This window comes from Nostoc sp. UIC 10890, assembly GCF_054786515.1.
This window is the reverse complement of the sequence record NZ_JBSGKF010000001.1, coordinates 7,042,598-7,059,680: the sequence shown is the minus strand read 5'-3', so window position 1 is coordinate 7,059,680 and position 17,083 is coordinate 7,042,598. Positions and strand designations below refer to the sequence as shown.

13 protein-coding genes are annotated in these 17,083 nt (G+C 42.5%); 11 read left to right on the top strand and 2 right to left on the bottom strand.

The window, feature by feature from the left end; translation table 11 throughout:
* The first annotated feature begins 86 nt into the window (after nt 1–86).
* Together ACWATR_RS29250 and ACWATR_RS29245 are read left to right on the top strand one after the other, a co-directional pair.
* The gene (locus ACWATR_RS29250; RefSeq protein WP_460339782.1) at nt 87–434 is read left to right on the top strand and encodes a glutathione S-transferase family protein; all 348 of its coding nucleotides are present in this window, start codon (nt 87–89) and stop codon (nt 432–434) included.
* A gap of 77 nt (nt 435–511) precedes the next feature.
* Nucleotides 512–1,462 (top strand): DMT family transporter, encoded by a 951-nt coding sequence (locus tag ACWATR_RS29245; RefSeq protein ID WP_460339780.1) that lies wholly within the window; start codon nt 512–514, stop codon nt 1,460–1,462.
* Between the two features lie 115 nt (nt 1,463–1,577).
* On the opposite strand, the gene ACWATR_RS29240 is transcribed toward ACWATR_RS29245, so the two are convergent.
* The gene (locus ACWATR_RS29240) at nt 1,578–2,366 is read right to left on the bottom strand and encodes a PEP-CTERM sorting domain-containing protein (protein ID WP_460339778.1); all 789 of its coding nucleotides are present in this window, start codon (nt 2,364–2,366) and stop codon (nt 1,578–1,580) included.
* A gap of 433 nt (nt 2,367–2,799) precedes the next feature.
* Here ACWATR_RS29240 and ACWATR_RS29235 point away from each other — a divergent pair, with 433 nt between their 5' ends.
* The 8 genes from ACWATR_RS29235 to ACWATR_RS29200 all read left to right on the top strand — a co-directional run bounded on the left by ACWATR_RS29235 (nt 2,800) and on the right by ACWATR_RS29200 (nt 15,135).
* Nucleotides 2,800–3,564, top strand: a complete 765-nt coding sequence (locus tag ACWATR_RS29235) for a methyltransferase domain-containing protein (protein WP_460339776.1) — start codon at nt 2,800–2,802, stop codon at nt 3,562–3,564.
* 854 nt (nt 3,565–4,418) lie between these two features.
* Complete coding sequence (locus ACWATR_RS29230) at nt 4,419–5,783, top strand: LLM class flavin-dependent oxidoreductase (protein WP_460339772.1); 1,365 nt, start codon at nt 4,419–4,421, stop codon at nt 5,781–5,783.
* 177 nt (nt 5,784–5,960) lie between these two features.
* On the top strand, nt 5,961–7,499 hold the full coding sequence (locus ACWATR_RS29225) for an amidohydrolase family protein (protein WP_460339770.1): 1,539 nt from the start codon (nt 5,961–5,963) through the stop codon (nt 7,497–7,499).
* Between the two features lie 215 nt (nt 7,500–7,714).
* On the top strand, nt 7,715–8,713 hold the full coding sequence (locus ACWATR_RS29220; RefSeq protein ID WP_460339768.1) for an aldo/keto reductase: 999 nt from the start codon (nt 7,715–7,717) through the stop codon (nt 8,711–8,713).
* A 53-nt stretch (nt 8,714–8,766) separates the two neighbouring features.
* Nucleotides 8,767–9,816, top strand: coding sequence for an aliphatic sulfonate ABC transporter substrate-binding protein (locus tag ACWATR_RS29215; protein ID WP_460339766.1), 1,050 nt, complete (start codon nt 8,767–8,769; stop codon nt 9,814–9,816).
* A gap of 64 nt (nt 9,817–9,880) precedes the next feature.
* A complete protein-coding gene (locus ACWATR_RS29210; RefSeq protein WP_460339764.1) occupies nt 9,881–11,719 on the top strand; it encodes an ABC transporter ATP-binding protein in 1,839 nt (612 codons plus the stop codon).
* A 169-nt stretch (nt 11,720–11,888) separates the two neighbouring features.
* The gene (dnaN, locus tag ACWATR_RS29205; RefSeq protein ID WP_460339762.1) at nt 11,889–13,052 is read left to right on the top strand and encodes a DNA polymerase III subunit beta; all 1,164 of its coding nucleotides are present in this window, start codon (nt 11,889–11,891) and stop codon (nt 13,050–13,052) included.
* A gap of 913 nt (nt 13,053–13,965) precedes the next feature.
* Nucleotides 13,966–15,135, top strand: a complete 1,170-nt coding sequence (locus ACWATR_RS29200; protein WP_460339760.1) for a PAS domain S-box protein — start codon at nt 13,966–13,968, stop codon at nt 15,133–15,135.
* A gap of 23 nt (nt 15,136–15,158) precedes the next feature.
* Here ACWATR_RS29200 and ACWATR_RS29195 read toward each other — a convergent pair whose 3' ends face one another.
* Nucleotides 15,159–15,680 carry a hypothetical protein gene (locus ACWATR_RS29195; protein WP_460339758.1) on the bottom strand — a complete coding sequence of 174 codons (522 nt, stop codon included), beginning with the start codon at nt 15,678–15,680 and terminating at the stop codon, nt 15,159–15,161.
* Nucleotides 15,681–16,145: 465 nt separating this feature from the next.
* Between ACWATR_RS29195 and ACWATR_RS29190 the strand changes: the two genes are divergently transcribed.
* Nucleotides 16,146–16,976 (top strand): dienelactone hydrolase family protein, encoded by an 831-nt coding sequence (locus tag ACWATR_RS29190; protein ID WP_460340754.1) that lies wholly within the window; start codon nt 16,146–16,148, stop codon nt 16,974–16,976.
* Nucleotides 16,977–17,083: the final 107 nt, after the last annotated feature.

Sequence of the window (17,083 nt, the reverse complement as noted above, 5' to 3'; positions counted from 1 at the left end):
AGGTGGGGCCCCCACGAAGTGGGGATAAGGGGCAGGGGGAAAGGGTTTAAATCCCTTACCCTTTCCCAGTCCTCACAAGCGCATTTTTGGGTTGGCAGACTACTAGTGGGTTCATAGATGGTATCGCTGTCTGGGTAAGGGAATTACGGCGTTCCCCAAGTGAGCAGTCACCAGGGATAATCGAGTTAGAGCGATGTCTGACGACAAGCCGCTTTGCGTCTACGCGTGCTTTAAGAATCTTGGACTACTTTGAGAAGATTTCCGATCAACTCGACCAAACTCCTAAGCTTGCTCATATCACCCTTGCATCTGCACTTGGCTTGGAGATTCGTCTACCTGAACTGCAATGGCGACTAAGTTATCCCAAACTTGCACAATGGTATGATGAATTCTCCGGGCAACCTTCTCTGCAAGCGACGAAACCAGACTCCTAAAGATAATTAGTAATTCGTAGTTAAGATTCCAATTACGATTTGTTTACTCTTGGGATAATAATTACGAATTAACAATTATGTTCACGGTTCTTTTATCCGCTTTCATCTTGACGTTTCACAACGTTACGGTACGAATTTTGTTTTCAGAACATCTCGTACTGGGTTTATTTGTACTCGGTGGATACGTTAAACCGGATTTGCAGAACTCATTATTGCTGATGTTTATGCGAATGCTACTAGTGGTTCCACTTATGGCATCTCTAGCATTGAAGCTATATCCATCTGCTCTGAAAGAATTTCGAGAGTTGTTCAGGCGCGATCGCATTGATGTTTTGCTCCAAGCATTGGGCTGTGGAGTCTTAATGTTTGTGTATATTGCCTTACTCTACATTGCAATTGGCTTAATTCCTACTGGAATTGCCATGACTCTATTCTTTACCTATCCCGTGTTTACGGCGCTGCTTGCTTGGAGGTTTTTTGGCGAACGTCCAACACTCTTCCGTTGGCTGGTGATGGCGATTATTCTGGGGGGTGGAGTACTCACAATTCCTCAATCTTCTGCTGCTTACAGTAGTGATACCATTACTAATGGAATTTTCGCCAGCGTTGGATCTGGAGTTGTTTACGCCTTTTATAAGGTTATGGCCCAAAAATGTTTAGAAAAATTCCATCCAGTTCCTTTCACCTGGATTAGTTTTACCTGCACCCTACTGTTTTCTGGTGTCAGCTTACTGTTCTGGCCACCTTCCAGTACTCAACTTGATTGGACACCTCTGTGGATTGGCAGTATTTTTTCTGGTTTAGTGAGTTTCATAGGACACACTTTCAATAATGTAGGAATTCGCATGATTGGTGCAACTAAAGCCTCAATCGTCGGCGCTAGCAGTCCAGCATTAACAGTATTAGTCGCATGGGTCACAATTAGCGAAACTTTAAACTTGATTCAAAGTTTGGGGATTGGAATTGTCACATTAGGGATTGCTTTGTTGAGTGGAGAAGGCTTTGTGCGTAGACGTAGCGCTTCATAGAAATCTTAGAAATTCACTAGACCAAAAAATTATACGATTGCTCTGGAATAGTGAATTCTTATAGATTGTTTTGAATTCAAAAAATGTAATAAGTATTACATGAATTCTATACTCATTATTGTCTAATCATATTTCTTTTTTTCAAAGCTAAACTTGCACCTACAAATCCTAATGTTATACCTAAAATCGATGCAGGTTCTGGAATTTGAGTTGCGTCTAACTTCACATTATCGAAATTAATTTCTATACCATCACTCTCTAAAATATTCAACAATCGGATTTCTAATGCTTGCCCTAAGTTTGGGTTATTAGCTGAAGTAGTATACGAAATGCTAGAGGTAACAAAAGCTCCTTCTATGATGCTCAGGGTATTAAAATCTTGAGTAAGTAAAGTTCCTCCAGCTAATAATTGAATAGCATAGCCAGGGAAACCATCTAAAATAGTGAAACCATTCACAGGTGGAATATTGGCTATTTCAACCTGTAAAGTATATTTCGTATTAGCCGTCAATAGACTGGTAAGGGTTTGTGATATTCCCACAGCACCACTTCCAGGTGGATAAGTGAGGTAAACATATCCAACATTATTTCCTTCTGGAGCTTCGTTAAAATAAACGTCTGCTGTAGGATTGTATGCACCATAAATTGGCTCACCAACACCTATACTGGCAGATGTCAGGTTAGATGGATCATATAATGTCCAGCCAGGTAACACATTAGTAGTAAATTCTCCTTCTCCTATTATTGGTTCTTCAAAACCTGCATTAACTATACTTAAGCTTGCTGCATTTGCTGTAGGAGTTTTAGTGATAGCTGCAATATTTATAGCTGCACAAATAGCAGTAATATAAGCAATTTTTGCGGATATTTTTTTGAAAATCATGATTTTAGTGGTAGATAGCATGAGAAAAATTTAGTAAGTAGTGAGTCAAATTTCATTTCCTAATTACTAAATTCGTAAAAATTAGAATTTACGTAATACTTCGTTATTCTAATTATTCAGATGCTAGCACTGCCTTAAAAAAGAATTATTAAGTTTGCAAGATGTTTTGGTATAATCTTCAACAAATTTAATTTAGCTGAACTTTAGATTAAAAATTAGTTCTTAACAGTAACTTCATTTAAACAATGTTCAGTACTGATGTTGCTAAACCACAAGAAGCGAATATGGCTGTGGCAGCTTTAGGATATAGGAATCCGCTTTGATTTCTGAACTGATTTGCGTAGGCAGAGAATAGGCAATAGGCAATAGGAAAGAAGGCTTCTTGGTTGTACTGAGTTTTTTCAGAAATCAAATATGAGTCCTATATTGTGTATTTAGGAGGTAGAGTTACAAAATGCCAGATAAATGGAATCCAGAATTATATGAACGCTTTCAATCCCAAAGAAGTCGCCCATTTTATGATTTGGTAGACATGGTACATCGACAAGAAAACTTACGAGTTCTAGATTTAGGATCTGGAACGGGAAAGTTAACTAAATATCTGCACGATACACTAGCAGCACAAGAAACTCTGGGAATAGATGCTTCTGAAAATATGCTGCAAAAAGCACGGCAATATGAAGGTAACGGACTACGCTTTGAGCAAGGAAAAATAGAGGATAACCCAGGAGAAGGAGAGTTTGATTTAATCTTTTCTAATGCGGCTTTGCAATGGTTAACAGGACACGAAGCTTTATTTGAAAAATTACGCCGCAAGTTACGTCCAGGTGGACAAGTGGCTATACAAATCCCAACGATGGACGATGAACCAGTACATCAATTAGTGCTTGAAACAGCCAAAGATTTTAGTCAAGAATTGGGGGGATATGTGCGGCGCTTGGAAGTACTTACTCCAGCGAATTATGCCAAACTACTGTATAGTCTGGGGTTTATTAAACAGGAAGTAAAACTTCAAATTTATGGTCATGTTCTACCGTCACGAGAATCCGTAGTGGAATGGTATCGCGGTACGCTACTAACGGCATACGAGTCGCGCTTAGATACTCAGACTTATGAAAGATTTGTAGAACAATATAGGGAGAAGTTATTTGAAAAATTGGAAGATGAACAACCTTTCTTTTTCCCTTACAAACGCATTTTAATGTGGGGACGCGTTTAATTAATTCGTAATTCGTAATTCGTAATTCGTAATTCGTAATTCGTAATTCGTAATTCGTAATTGATTTGCGATCGCATTCCGTCCACCGTAGGCGATCGCAGGTGAGTTATTTACAAAAGCGATGTCTATGACGGGCTATGATGCTCGTGGCTTTGCTATCGGTGTCGCCCAAAAAATTCAACTGGCAGCCAATCAATTTTAACTTTTTGCTAGTGCCGTGTTGTTCCCAAGCAATATGAGGAACAACATGGCACTAGCAGTGAAGAATATCAGTATTGCATTCGCCCATTCTATAAGTTTTCATCGATTCTGAATTCTGGTTTATGGACACGGTATTTTGTATTTTTTACTATTGATTCTGGATGTATGCATAAAATGAAATAAAAAACAATCCCCCTAAGACATAGTTTAAAAAGAATTTATTAGCAAACTTGTGTTACGGGCACTTGCATTTTTCTTGTAAGTATGAAAAGCTTTGTTACAGAGCAAAATACGGTAAACCAATCGAGTTATAGTATTTTGAGAGGAATACACTACAGCATTTCATTTACTGGCTGACTGACTTGAAAATAGGGACTGATGACGGATGACTGGGTAGAGAAATATTTTCATGCCCTCGTTGTGTGATTTATCACATGACTATCTAGTTTAAAGTGCTGAGTGCTGTAGACGTTTTTGCGGCTTATAGCATGGTGTAGCCACTGCGTTGGGGAGACAGCGCCGTGGGTGGGTTCCCCGAATTGTAGCAATTGGCGTTGCTGAGTAAAAGTCAATGAGTCAGTAAAGTGGACTTTCATCTAGTGTATACAGTTCATGACGACTACTTAGCCAGAGCCACAGAATAATAAAAAATAATGAGTAAAACACGCAAGTTTCGTTTAGGTGCATTCATTCAAGCCACTGGACATCACGTTTCTGCCTGGCGACATCCAGATGCACAGATAGACGCTGGATTCAATTTTGAGCATTACAAAGAAATTACCCAGACTGCCCAACGCGGCTTGTTCGATGCAGTTTTTCTGGCGGACAGTCCAGGAGTTTGGGGTGGTGCTCCAGAAACTCAAAAACGTAATGGTAAACTTGTCCATTTTGAGCCAGTCACACTCTTTTCGGCCTTGTCTTCTGTAACCCAAAATATCGGCTTCATTGCCACCGCTTCGACTACCTACGAAGAACCCTACACCCTGGCGCGGAAGTTTGCTTCCTTGGATCACTTGAGTAAAGGGCGGGCGGGCTGGAATGTAGTTACTACAGGTAACGAGAATGCCGCACTTAATTTCGGTCTTGAGCATCATCCAGAACACAGCCACCGTTATGAACGTGCTAAAGAGTTTATGGAAGTGGTGAAAGGATTGTGGGACAGTTGGGAAGATGATGCCTTCATCCGTGACAGAGAATCTGGTATCTATTTCGAGCCTGACAAACTGCACATACTCAACCACAAGGGCAAACATTTTTCTGTCAAAGGCCCCTTAAACGTCGGTCGTCCGCCCCAAGGCTACCCAGTGATTGTACAGGCTGGAGCCTCTGAAGCCGGACGGGACTTAGCTGCGCGTACTGCTGAGGTAATCTTCACCGCCAATCAAACCCTAGCCGATGCCCAGGAATTTTATGCTGATATCAAAGGGAGGCTGGCGCAGTATGGGCGTTCTCCAGAGGATCTGAAAATTATGCCTGGGGCTTTCCCAATTATTGGGCGTACTGAGGAAGAAGCTCAAGAAAAATACGAATTTCTGCAATCGTTGATTCATCCCGATGTGGCTTGGGGTATTTTAAAGAACTATTACAAGGGTGTGGATCTATCCAAGTATTCTCTAGATGATCTCGCTCCTGAACTGCCCAGTGACACTAACAACAACAAGAGTCGTCTGAAACTAGTTAGAGATTTGGCTACTCGTGGGACTCTGACGCTGCGTCAGCTGTATCTGTCTCTAGCTACTGCAAGAGGTCATCGCACTATACTTGGTACTCCCGAAAGTATTGCCGATCAACTAGAAGAATGGTTCAACAACGGTGCAGCAGATGGTTTTAATATCATGCCGCCAATTTTGCCTACAGGGTTGGATGACTTCGTTAATTTGGTCGTTCCCATCTTGCAGAAACGTGGACTCTTCCGTACTGAATACGAGGGTAGTACTTTGCGGGAAAACTTGGGTTTGCGTCGTCCGGGTAATCGTTTTGCAGCTAAACAAGTCGATGAGAGATTGGTTTTGGCGTAAATAAATTGTTCACTGATGATTAATCCATACTTCATAAAAGGCACTTTCTGTAGATCGCCGCCAGATGCTCTACAGTAGCCTGAAAATCGTAGCTAAAAGCTTAACCAGCATCCAAATAGTGCTGGATAAAACCTGTAATTTTTTGTTCGCATAGCGTGCCATAGGAAAGGAAAAAACATGACTGAATATAGCAGATTGAAAACTTCCCGTTCCGCCGCCATCAAAGCAACCCTTGATTATCCGATAATTGACACCGATGTTCACACTAATGATTTCACTCCGGCGCTGGAAGATTACATTGCTAAATACGGTGGCTCGAAACTCGTAGATGAATTGCGGAAAGCAGAAGCTTCTCGTCTTAACTCTAAAAGCAATGGTAAAGACTGGTATCAACAAACTCCTGAAGAACGTCAATACAACCGGACAATTCGATCGCCTTGGTGGGCTAGAGTTACCCGCAATACTTTGGATCTCGCTACTTACACTCTTCCTGAACTCTTCTATGAGCGTCAGGCGGAGCAGGGGTCAGACTATTCAGTGTTATTTCCGAATAATGTTTTGGCACCGGCGGGAGCAAGTAAAGAGAACCGTCAAGCACTGCAACGGGCGGTCAATCACTATCATGCTAACTTGTACCGGAAATATAGCGATCGCTTGACACCTGTAGCTGGTATCCCGATGGGTAATCCTCAAGAAGCCGTTGAGGAGCTAGAATTTGCAGTGAAAACACTAGGGTTAAAAGTAGCAAACATTCCTGGTGGGGTGAAACGGCCAATTAAGGCGATCGCTGATAAATATCCAGCAGATCAATATCCTGAAATCGCCAAGTATGCCTCCTACATTGACTTTTACGGATTGGATAGTGAATATGACTACGATCCATTCTGGGCAAAAGCAGTTGAATTAGGTGTACCCGTTACTACCCATTACGGCAGTCAAGGTTGGACTGGACGCTCCTCCATCAGTAACTACATGAACAACCACATCGGTCACTTCGCCGATGGCTCCCAAGCATTTGCCAAAGCACTGTTCTTTGGTGGCGTTACCAAACGTTTCCCACAGTTGCGCGTAGCCATGCTCGAAGGTGGTGCAGATTGGGGCGCTCACGTCTACATTCATTTAGTAGATCGTTTCTCCAAGCGTAATCTTAAAGGGCTGCAAAACTACAACCCAGAATTCGCCAATGCTGATGAGTTGTTCCTGTTGTTTGAGCGTTTTGGTAGCGAATTCCTGGAAGCACATCCTCTGAATAAAGAGGAACTAACAAAGAGTGTCTTGGGTTCTTCCTTCAACCGTCATAGCCGTTCACCCGTTGGTAGCGAACTAGAAGATTTTGCCGCCGCCGGGATTGAGACAATTGAAGACATCCGCGATCGCTGGGTGAACAGTTTCTTCTTTGGTTCTGAGTCTGACGATCGCACTATCGCAGCAGCATTCAACGACAAAGCCAATCCCTTGAGTGTGAAAATCAATGCCATCTATTCCTCAGATGTTGGTCACTGGGATGTGCCAGATTTGACCGACCCACTAGCGGAAAGCTGGGATTTGGTACAAGAAGGTGTGATTTCTGAAGCGGACTTTAAGGCTTATGTATTCCATAATCCTTACAAGTTTTATACTCAAGCTAATCCCGACTTCTTTAAGGGTACGGCGGTTGAATCTAAGGTAGCTAACATCGAATCTCCACAAGCAGATAAAAATTTGGTAACGGCGTAAGAGATTAGTGGTCTGTCTCATTAATGTTGATGGGCTGCAAGATCCCCGACTTCTTCAAGAAGTCGGGGATCTGACCACCGCTAACTCCTCAGAACTAATGCGATGAACCATTAGTAGTCTGTCAAATTCATTTTGACGGTTAGAGAAACGTGATAAATCGCTGTCTCAACTCTTACCGCAAAGAGCGCTAAGTAGAATTCCTTTCCTCTTCTAACATGACATTACCAACAACTAAACTCGGTCAAACTGGATTGACCGTTTCCCGTCTTTGTCTCGGTACAATGACTTTCGGATTGCAGACAGATGAAGAAACTTCCAGACAAATTCTTGACACCGCCGCCGATGCTGGCATTAACTTTCTCGATACAGCTGATGTGTATCCACTTGGGGGTGGGCTAGCTACGGCTGGAAGTACCGAAGAAATTATTGGGCGCTGGCTCAAAGGCAAACGCGAACATTTTATTTTGGCTACCAAGGCTGTAGGTAAAGTTGGCCCTGCACCTTGGGATCAAGGTGCTTCGCGTAAACACATTTTGGATGCGATCGATGCTTCCCTCAGACGACTGGGAACTGATTATGTTGACCTGTACCAATTGCACTCTGATGATGCCTCAACCCCTCTCGATGAAACCTTAGAAGCATTAGATACAGTAGTTCGTGCTGGTAAGGTACGCTATATCGGAGTTTCTAACTTCTTAGCTTACCGACTCGCCCGCGCCTTGGGTCGCGCCGAAGTGCGAAATTTAACTCGCTTCGTCTCGATTCAACCCCGCTATAATTTGTTGTTCCGCGAAATTGAGCGAGAACTTTTGCCCTTAGCGAAAGAAGAAGGATTAGGTGTAATTCCTTACAATCCCTTAGCAGGTGGTCTACTCACCGGCAAACACAATCTGACTCAAGGCCCCACCAAGGGGACACGCTTCACCTTGGGAACTGCCGCAGAACGTTATCAAGAGCGTTATTGGCGCGATCGCGAATTCAATACTGTGGAAGAATTACGCACAGTGGCGGAATTTGCTGGATTGTCGCTCACTACCCTAGCGGTAGCTTGGGTGCTGGCTAATCCGATTATTACTGCCCCTATTATTGGTGCTAGTCGTCCAGAACAACTGACTGACACCCTCAAGGCTATAGAACTAAAACTCGACGACAGCTTGAAACAAAAACTCGACGACATCACCGCTGAATATCGCAGGGGAGATTCTCTGCGTTAGTTTTGCTTTCTTTTAACCTTTCCAATCCAAACTATTTCATCTATCAAACAACTATGATTAAACGCCGTCGTTTTCTAAATGTTGCTACATCTAGTCTGGGCGGTTTTTCTATGGCATATTTGTTGGGAAGTTGTAGCCAACCAAGCCAACAAAATGTAGCAAGTACTAGTGGCAATTCAATTTCTCTTGGTATAAAAACTAAAGTTCTCCGTATGGGTTATCAGAGTGCGGGGGATCTGTTCAGAAATCGGCAAGTTTTAGAGAAACGCTTGGAGCCACTGGGAATCAAGGTGGAATGGGCGCAATTTGTCCAAGGGCCACAACTCATGGAAGGTATGGCTGCAAAAAGAGTTGATGTGGGATCAGTAGGAGAAACGCCGCCAATTTTTGCCCAAGTCGCTGGTTCAGACCTGGTTTATGTCGTCGGTACACAAAGAACCGAAAGAACAGGAACAAGTAGTGTAATTGCTGTACCTCCAGAGTCTCCCCTTCAGAAATTTGAGGATATCAAGGGGCAAGAAGTTTATTTTCAAAAAGGCTCGGCATCGCACTATTTTATTCTTAGAGCTTTGCAGTCAATCGGCTTGACAATTAAGGATATCAAAATCAAAAGTATGGCGACTATCGAGGCGCGGGGTGCGTTTCTCGAAGGGAGAATTCCCGTTTGGATGACAGGAGATCCCCACTATGCGATCGCTGAAAAAATGGGTCGAATTCGTGTCCTCAGAGATTCTGTTGGGCTAGATTCTCCTGGGGGCTACTATATTGCTGATAGGAAGTTTGCCGAAGAAAACCCTGGCTTGCTCAAAATTATCATTGAAGAACTTCATGCCCTTGATAAGTGGTCAGAGGCGAATCGAGATGAAGTGAAAAAGTTAATGATCACAACACAAAAGCTCGATCAGGATGTGGCCGACAAGGTAATGTCTCGTCGCACTTTCGCAGGACGCAGAGGCCTAAGTCCTGTACTGATAGCGGAACAACAGCGTGTAGCAGATTTATTCTTTCAAGAGGGTGTCATACCCAAGAAAATCAATATTCAGGATGCTTTACTTGCGCCTGATTTGTATGCTGCAATCACACCACCAGAAATTATGGTTTAGTAGACTTTCTTGATTACGAATTACTAAGCAATTGGTACAACATGATGCTAAAAGAGCGATGTTCATGACGAGAAAATCCAGAAAATCCCAATACTTTCAACGTGCTGCCGATGCGCCTAACTTGCCTGATACGACCTTCAGGTTCATTTGTCATTTTGTCAATCATTTCCGGTGGTGGTACGTGACGATGGTGATTCTGGAGGTAATACACGCAACCTGCGGCATCATGTTACCTTATGCCATTGGTGAGATCATCCGGAGTGTGACGCGACAGGCAGGCGATAGCAAACCCATTCTTGATGCTATGAGCCAACCCCTGATGTTGTTCACCGCCTTGAGTGTGGGTGAAGTGATATTTGGGCGAGCGGCTGGACTTTTGCAGACTATCCTCCATCCGATTCATCGACAGCACATCGTCCGATCGCTATATGCCTACTTACAGCACCATTCTCATCGTTACCTCAGCAGCAGTTTTTCCGGGGCATTGGCACATCGGATTAGCGAAACTTCTCTGGGTGTGACTCAGACGATGCAAATGCTGATTACTGAATTTATGCCAGTAATCATCGTGTATACTGTCACGACGATATTACTTTATCGCGTCTATCCTCCACTTGCTGGATTCGTGGGGTTATGGGCAGTTCTTTTCATCAGTATTTCGTTCTGGCTGGCAACTCGCTGCCGAATTTACTCCCGAAAAGCCGCAGCCGCAAGAAGTGAAACAACTGGCATCATTGTAGATGCGGTAACAAATCTCACCAGTAGCAGACTGTTTGCTCGCCTGGGTTTTGAACGACACTATTTGAATGAGCAATTAAGGGACGAACTCAAAGAGGTGAGAAAATCCAACTGGTACTCGGAGCGAATCCGTTGGTTTCAGTTTATCTCAGCAGCAGTCCTGAAAATTGGCACTTTGTATTACTCGCTCTCACTTTGGAGTCAGGGGAAGATCGCAACTGCGGATTTCGTCGTAGCAACTAGTCTGTCGTTGTTAATCATTAGTGAAGCCCGCAATTTAAGTAAACGGTTTCTAGAATTTTTTGAACATATCGGCAATATTGCCAATGGTGTCTTCACTATTGTTCAACCCCATGAGATTATTGATCGGGATAGTGCGATCGCTCATTCAATCACTCAGGGACAAATTGAGTTTCGGCAAGTAAATTTTAGCTATTCCCTTGGGAAAAAAGTATTCGACAACCTGTCTATAATCATCCAACCAGGCCAGCGTGTCGGACTGGTTGGCTTTTCTGGCTCTGGGAAATCCAGCTTCGTGAATCTGATTTTGCGTCAATTCGACCCCCAATCGGGACAGATTCTTATTGATGGGGTGGATATTCGAGACATGAAGCAAGATGCCCTACACTCCCAGATCAGCTTAATTCCTCAAGATCCGTCTTTGTTCCATCGGACATTAATAGAAAATATTCGTTATGGACGACTGGATGCCAGCGATGAGGAAGTGGTCGAGGCAGCACGCCAGGCCTATGCTCACGATTTTATCGCGCAGATTAAGGAAGGGTATGATTCTTTGGTTGGTGAGCGCGGTGTCAAACTTTCTGGAGGGCAAAGACAAAGGATTGCGATCGCGCGAGTGATCCTCAAAGACGCACCAATTCTAATTCTAGATGAAGCTACCTCCAGCCTCGATTCCATTACCGAAAAAGCAATCCAAGACACTCTAGATTTAGCGATGGATGGAAAAACGGTCATCGTGGTGGCTCATCGACTTTCTACTATTGCCCATTTAGACAGCATTTTGGTATTTGACCAAGGGCGCATTATCGAAGATGGTACTCATGCAAAACTGCTGGCACGCCGTGGTGCTTACTACAGGTTATGGGAAATGCAGGCAGGTGGATTTTTACCTGTAGAAGCCAATAATCAGAATGTATCTGTTTGAATAACTGCAAGAATTAATTCATCCCAGGTGGGACTATCTTTACTGTCAGGTTCCCCTTCCCCCAAAACCCGACAAGTATTGGGGCTACGCTTACGCACTAACTCAAAAACAGCGATCGCCTATGAGCAATAAGGGTGTTAGGATATCTTTCACCAGCTGAATCTGACTTATGAAATTAGTTTGCTCCCAAAGCGATCTCAGTACAAATCTCTCACTCGTAAGTCGTGCAGTGCCTTCACGACCAACTCATCCAGTACTTGCCAATGTGCTGCTACAAGCGGATGCTGAAACTAACCAGGTAAGTTTAACAGCCTTTGATCTCAGCTTAGGAATCCGCACCAGCTTTAACGCAGAGGTATGGCAAGGAGGTGCGATCGCACTTCCTGCTAAGTTACTTGTAGATATCACCTCTCGTCTTGCAGAAGGCGAAATCACTTTAGATAATGAATCAGCCCTCACAGGTGCAACACCCGGTGGAGAGGGTTTAATAGTGACACTCACACCCAAGAGTGGACATTACCAAGTCCGAGCAATGGGGCCTGAAGAATTTCCCGAACTACCTGTAATTGAAAATACCGAAGTAATCCATCTCACCACTGCTGCATTAATTGAGGGATTACGAGGTTCATTGTTTGCTACGAGTGGTGATGAAACCAAGCAAGTACTTACGGGAGTACATTTAACAGTTAAACAAGATACCCTAGAATTTGCAGCTACTGACGGACATCGCCTAGCAGTGGTAGAAACTAGCAACGAGCGTCCTCTAGGCGGAACTACTCAACTAGAAGTGACAGTACCAGCTAGAGCATTACGCGAACTCCAACGAATGCTAGCTCATAGCGCCTCATCAGATGAACCTGTAGCTTTATATTTCGATCAAGGTCAAGTTGTGTTTGCATGGCAAAATCAACGCTTGACTAGTCGCACATTAGAAGGGCAATATCCTGCTTATCGACAATTAATCCCTCGCCAATTTGAGCGGCAAGTGACAATTGAACGGCGACAATTCGTCAGCACTTTGGAACGGATTGCTGTACTAGCTGATCAGAAAAATAATATTGTCAAGGTCAGTATTGATAGCGAAGCTCAAGAAATTACTTTATCATGTGAAGCTCAAGATGTGGGCAGTGGTAGAGAGTCAATGCCGGCACAGATTTCTGGGGAAAACATTGAAATTGCTTTTAACATTAAATATTTGATGGAAGGCTTGAAAGAGTTACCATCTTCCGAAATTCAAATGCATTTAAATCAAAGCCTAACTCCAGTGATTTTTACACCATTGGGTGGTTTGAAAATGACCTATTTAGCTATGCCTGTGCAACTTAGAAGTTAAAAAGAATAGTATATATAGGAGTCCGCTTTGATTTTTGAATTTACTTGCGTGGGCGGGCAATAGGCAATAGGCAACTTTTTCCCCATGCCCAAAAACTCCACCCACAAGAGGATGGAGTTTTTTATGTCAGTTTGCAATTTCATGCCAATTTCATAAGGCTCAGATTCCCAACTTCTTAAAGAAATTGGGAATCTCGTTATGAAATTTATTAATAATGAACGTATTCAGGATCACAAACAAACTTAACTTAGATTCTATATCTTTGGTAGTAGTGCCTTGATTCTTGTGATGGAAGTTGGAGAAAGTCTGATCAGTTATTGTGGGTAAAAATGGAAAAAATTATCATTAACACTAAATCATTCATTGGGGAAATAACAAAGCTGGTTAAACAATCGTGAGAAATTAAGGTTGATATTCAGAGTTTTCCGACTGTGGTATCTTATCTAATTTATCTGTTAGTTATAATCTTGACGGGCTGAACAGTTTAATCACTAATTAGCATAATTCTTAGATCAGCAGATTTGGTGATCCTATTTAGCTAAGTCAAGCAAATTTTCCCACCAGAGGTAGAAGTAATACTTCGCAATATGCCGTAATCTTTTTTGTAAAAAGCATCTGAGTGGCAAAAAGTTTTCAATGGACACCTTGTAATTTCCTAGATTCAATTTACTTTGAGCATCTAGGTTGAATGCGATATGTCTGATTTCAAAGACTGGCCCATCTGTAATGCTATAGGACATAAATTGTCAAAAACCTAAAATAAATGTATTTTATAAGTTCAATTGAATAACAATTGCAGTTTACAACTAGTTAAATTTCTCATTCAGCAAAATTGGGAATGCTGCAATTTTTCCAAGAATTTACTTAGTAGATTTTTTGCTCAACCTCTGCAAGCAAGTAGCGGGAATTTAAGGTGAACATAGAAAAATTTATCCAACGCGCAGAAGCATTGCATAAGCGTTTAGCAGATTTATACCAAACTGCGAATGTATTACCTTGGATTCCCGCGGATCTGCTGCCACAAGCTTTCAAGGAACTCTATAACACTTCAAAGATAGTACAATTAGCGGCGGAGGAACTGTATCAGCAAAATGAGGAACTATTACAAACACGGGATTGGTTAGAAGCGGAACGCCAACGCTATCAAGAATTATTCGAGTTGGCCCCAGACGGCTATTTAGTAACTAATACAGAAGGAATTATCCAAGAAGCTAATCTTACCGCAGCTAAGTTGCTCAATGTTTCAAAGCATTTTTTGGTGGGCAAACCAATAATTAATTTTGTCCTTTTAGAAGAACGTCAGCAGATTCGTAACGAACTCGTCCAGCTATCCAAATCAGACAGAGTTAAAGAGTTATTGGTACGTTTACAACAACATTATGGCGAGTTTTTTGATGCAGCTTTGACAGTGGCAGTTGTCCGCAATCACCAGGGTAAAGCAATTTCTCTACGCTGGATAGTGCGTAATATTACTGAGCGTCAGCAGCTTGAATCAGTAACAATTAAGAATGGCAACGATCTTTTCAATACTCGTCCCATACATAAACACTCTAAAGGAGAAACTATTCCCCTCAACCCATTAGTAATTTGGTATGTTTGTCAGGGTTTGGTCAAACTCAGTACCTACAGTGAAACTGGTGAAGAACTGCTAATAGGATTGGCAACAGCAGGAATGGTTTTTGGTTCTAGTTTGACATCTTTAAACATTTACCAAGCAACAGCCCTCTCGGATGTTGAGTTGGTGTCAATTTATGCGTCAGAGATAGCAGCTTCTCCAAATCTGAGTCATACTCTTTTACCAAAAATTAATCAGCGGTTACAGCAAACAGAATCTTTTTTAGTCATTTGTGGAAAACGACGGGTACAAGAGCGTTTGCAGCATCTATTACAACTTTTGAAACGAGAAGTGGGTGAAACTGTGCCGGAGGGTACTCGCCTAAGTGTTCGCTTCACTCACGAAGATATTGCTAGCGCCTGCTGTACTACGAGAGTCACAATTACACGATTGATGGGCAAATTACAAGAGCAAGGTATAATCAGTTTTGACTTAAAAAAACACATTATCTTGAAAGATTTTGATTAATTAGTTCGCTGTAAATTTCAAATTTACGGCATAAAATTTATCTGATTATTTGGGGGACAGTAAATACTTCTACCAAAAGAATCGCTAGTTTCTGCATCGGTTACTTCCACAATTTTGGCGTTATTAGTACAAACACTTCTCCCTTTAGACATTCTCAACTCGCCTGGGACAAAACCAGTCACGATCCACACCATTCGGTTGTTAGAAATAGATGATTTGTATAGTCCTGTTTTGGCTGCAAACTCCTCATAGGTCGTAAGTTTTACTTCTGTTATTTGCATTTTACTAGACTTTTTAATAACACGTTCAATCGAAATCAAGCGACTTGCTGGTAGGCTATTATTTGCAGGGTATATTCGTATTCCTGAATTCAATGGTCTTGCTTGATTGACTTGTTTTTTTGTCTGTACTGGTTTAGCTGTGGCTGTCTGCATTAGCAATAAGGCGTCAGCAAATACAAAAGCAAATAATGAAGTTATTGTAAAAATATTAACCCTAATGCAAATGCGCTTCATAATACTCAAAGTACTAACAATTTCTACCACCAGTTTAACTAATTACGAATTACAGATTAGGAATTAAATCGTCAGAATTCAGGGGTCATAATAGTTAAATAATTAGGAGAAAATTTGATACGTAAATGTACTAACCATGCTGCATTCCTTTTAAATTCTGACTTACGACTTCTGGGTGCTGAATTATTACATTAAATTGATAGTGCAGCCTATATTAGTTACTCCTGATTAGCGTTGAGAGGATGTCAATGGCTTTAACATAGACTTCTTCGCTAAAGGAATTACCAGCGATTATGGATGATTATCTCAGTCAGTTAACTGGTGGAAAAGATTGGATAAATCGGGAAAAATGAGGCGATCGCTCTTGATGGCGAAAACTGAAGTAGCAAAGACAGCTAGTATTGCAGTAAACTTATGGGTAAACCGTAGTATATCTCATTGTAGTACTGTACGGACAAGCAACAATAAAGTTTTCGCCAATTCAAGGTAGAGATGATGAAAGAAATAACACGCCGCAAATTTATCGCAACAACCACTCTGGCGACGGGTTTTGCCTTGGCAGTGCAACCCATTTCTGCCCAAGTCATTAACACTGATGCTAAGGAGCTGGTAGCTGGTGCGGTGAAAATTCCCGTTAAAGATGGCGAAATCCCTGCTTACAGAGCAGCACCCGCTACTGGTGAAAATTTTCCCATTGTCCTGGTAATCCAAGAAATCTTTGGTGTCCATGAGCATATTCAGGATGTCGCTCGTCGCTTTGCTCAGTTGGGGTATTTAGCGATCGCACCCGAATTATTTGTGCGTCAAGGCGATGTCTTGAAATTAAGCAGCATAGACGAAATTCGCCCAATTGTTGCCAAAGTTCCAGATGCCCAAGTGTTATCCGATCTTGACGCTACGGTAAACTGGGCAGTGAAATCAGCTAAGGGTAATGCCGACAAATTGGGAATTACAGGCTTCTGCTGGGGCGGCCGCATTACCTGGTTATACGCAGCCCACAATCCCAAGGTGAAGGCTGGTGTGGCTTGGTACGGGCGACTCGTGGGCGATGCTACCGAACTTCAGCCCAAGTATCCCGTGGATATTGCATCAAAACTGACAGTCCCAGTTCTCGGACTCTATGGTGGGAAGGATACAGGTATTCCATTAGATACAGTAGAGCAGATGCGCGATCGCTTAAAGTCCAGCAGCAGCAAATCTGAAATCATCGTCTACCCCGATGCACCCCACGCATTTTTTGCCGATTATCGTCCCTCCTACCGCGAGAAAGAAGCTAAAGAAGGTTGGAAACGTCTCTTGGCATGGTTTAAGCAGAATGGCGTGTAAGTCTGCGGCACATAGAAAAGCCTCCCGGTCTGGGAGGCCCAAAGGTTAGCGCTATATCTGCCAGGATTTTTAGCAACTGTGAATGTTATATGTTCACAAATTAAATG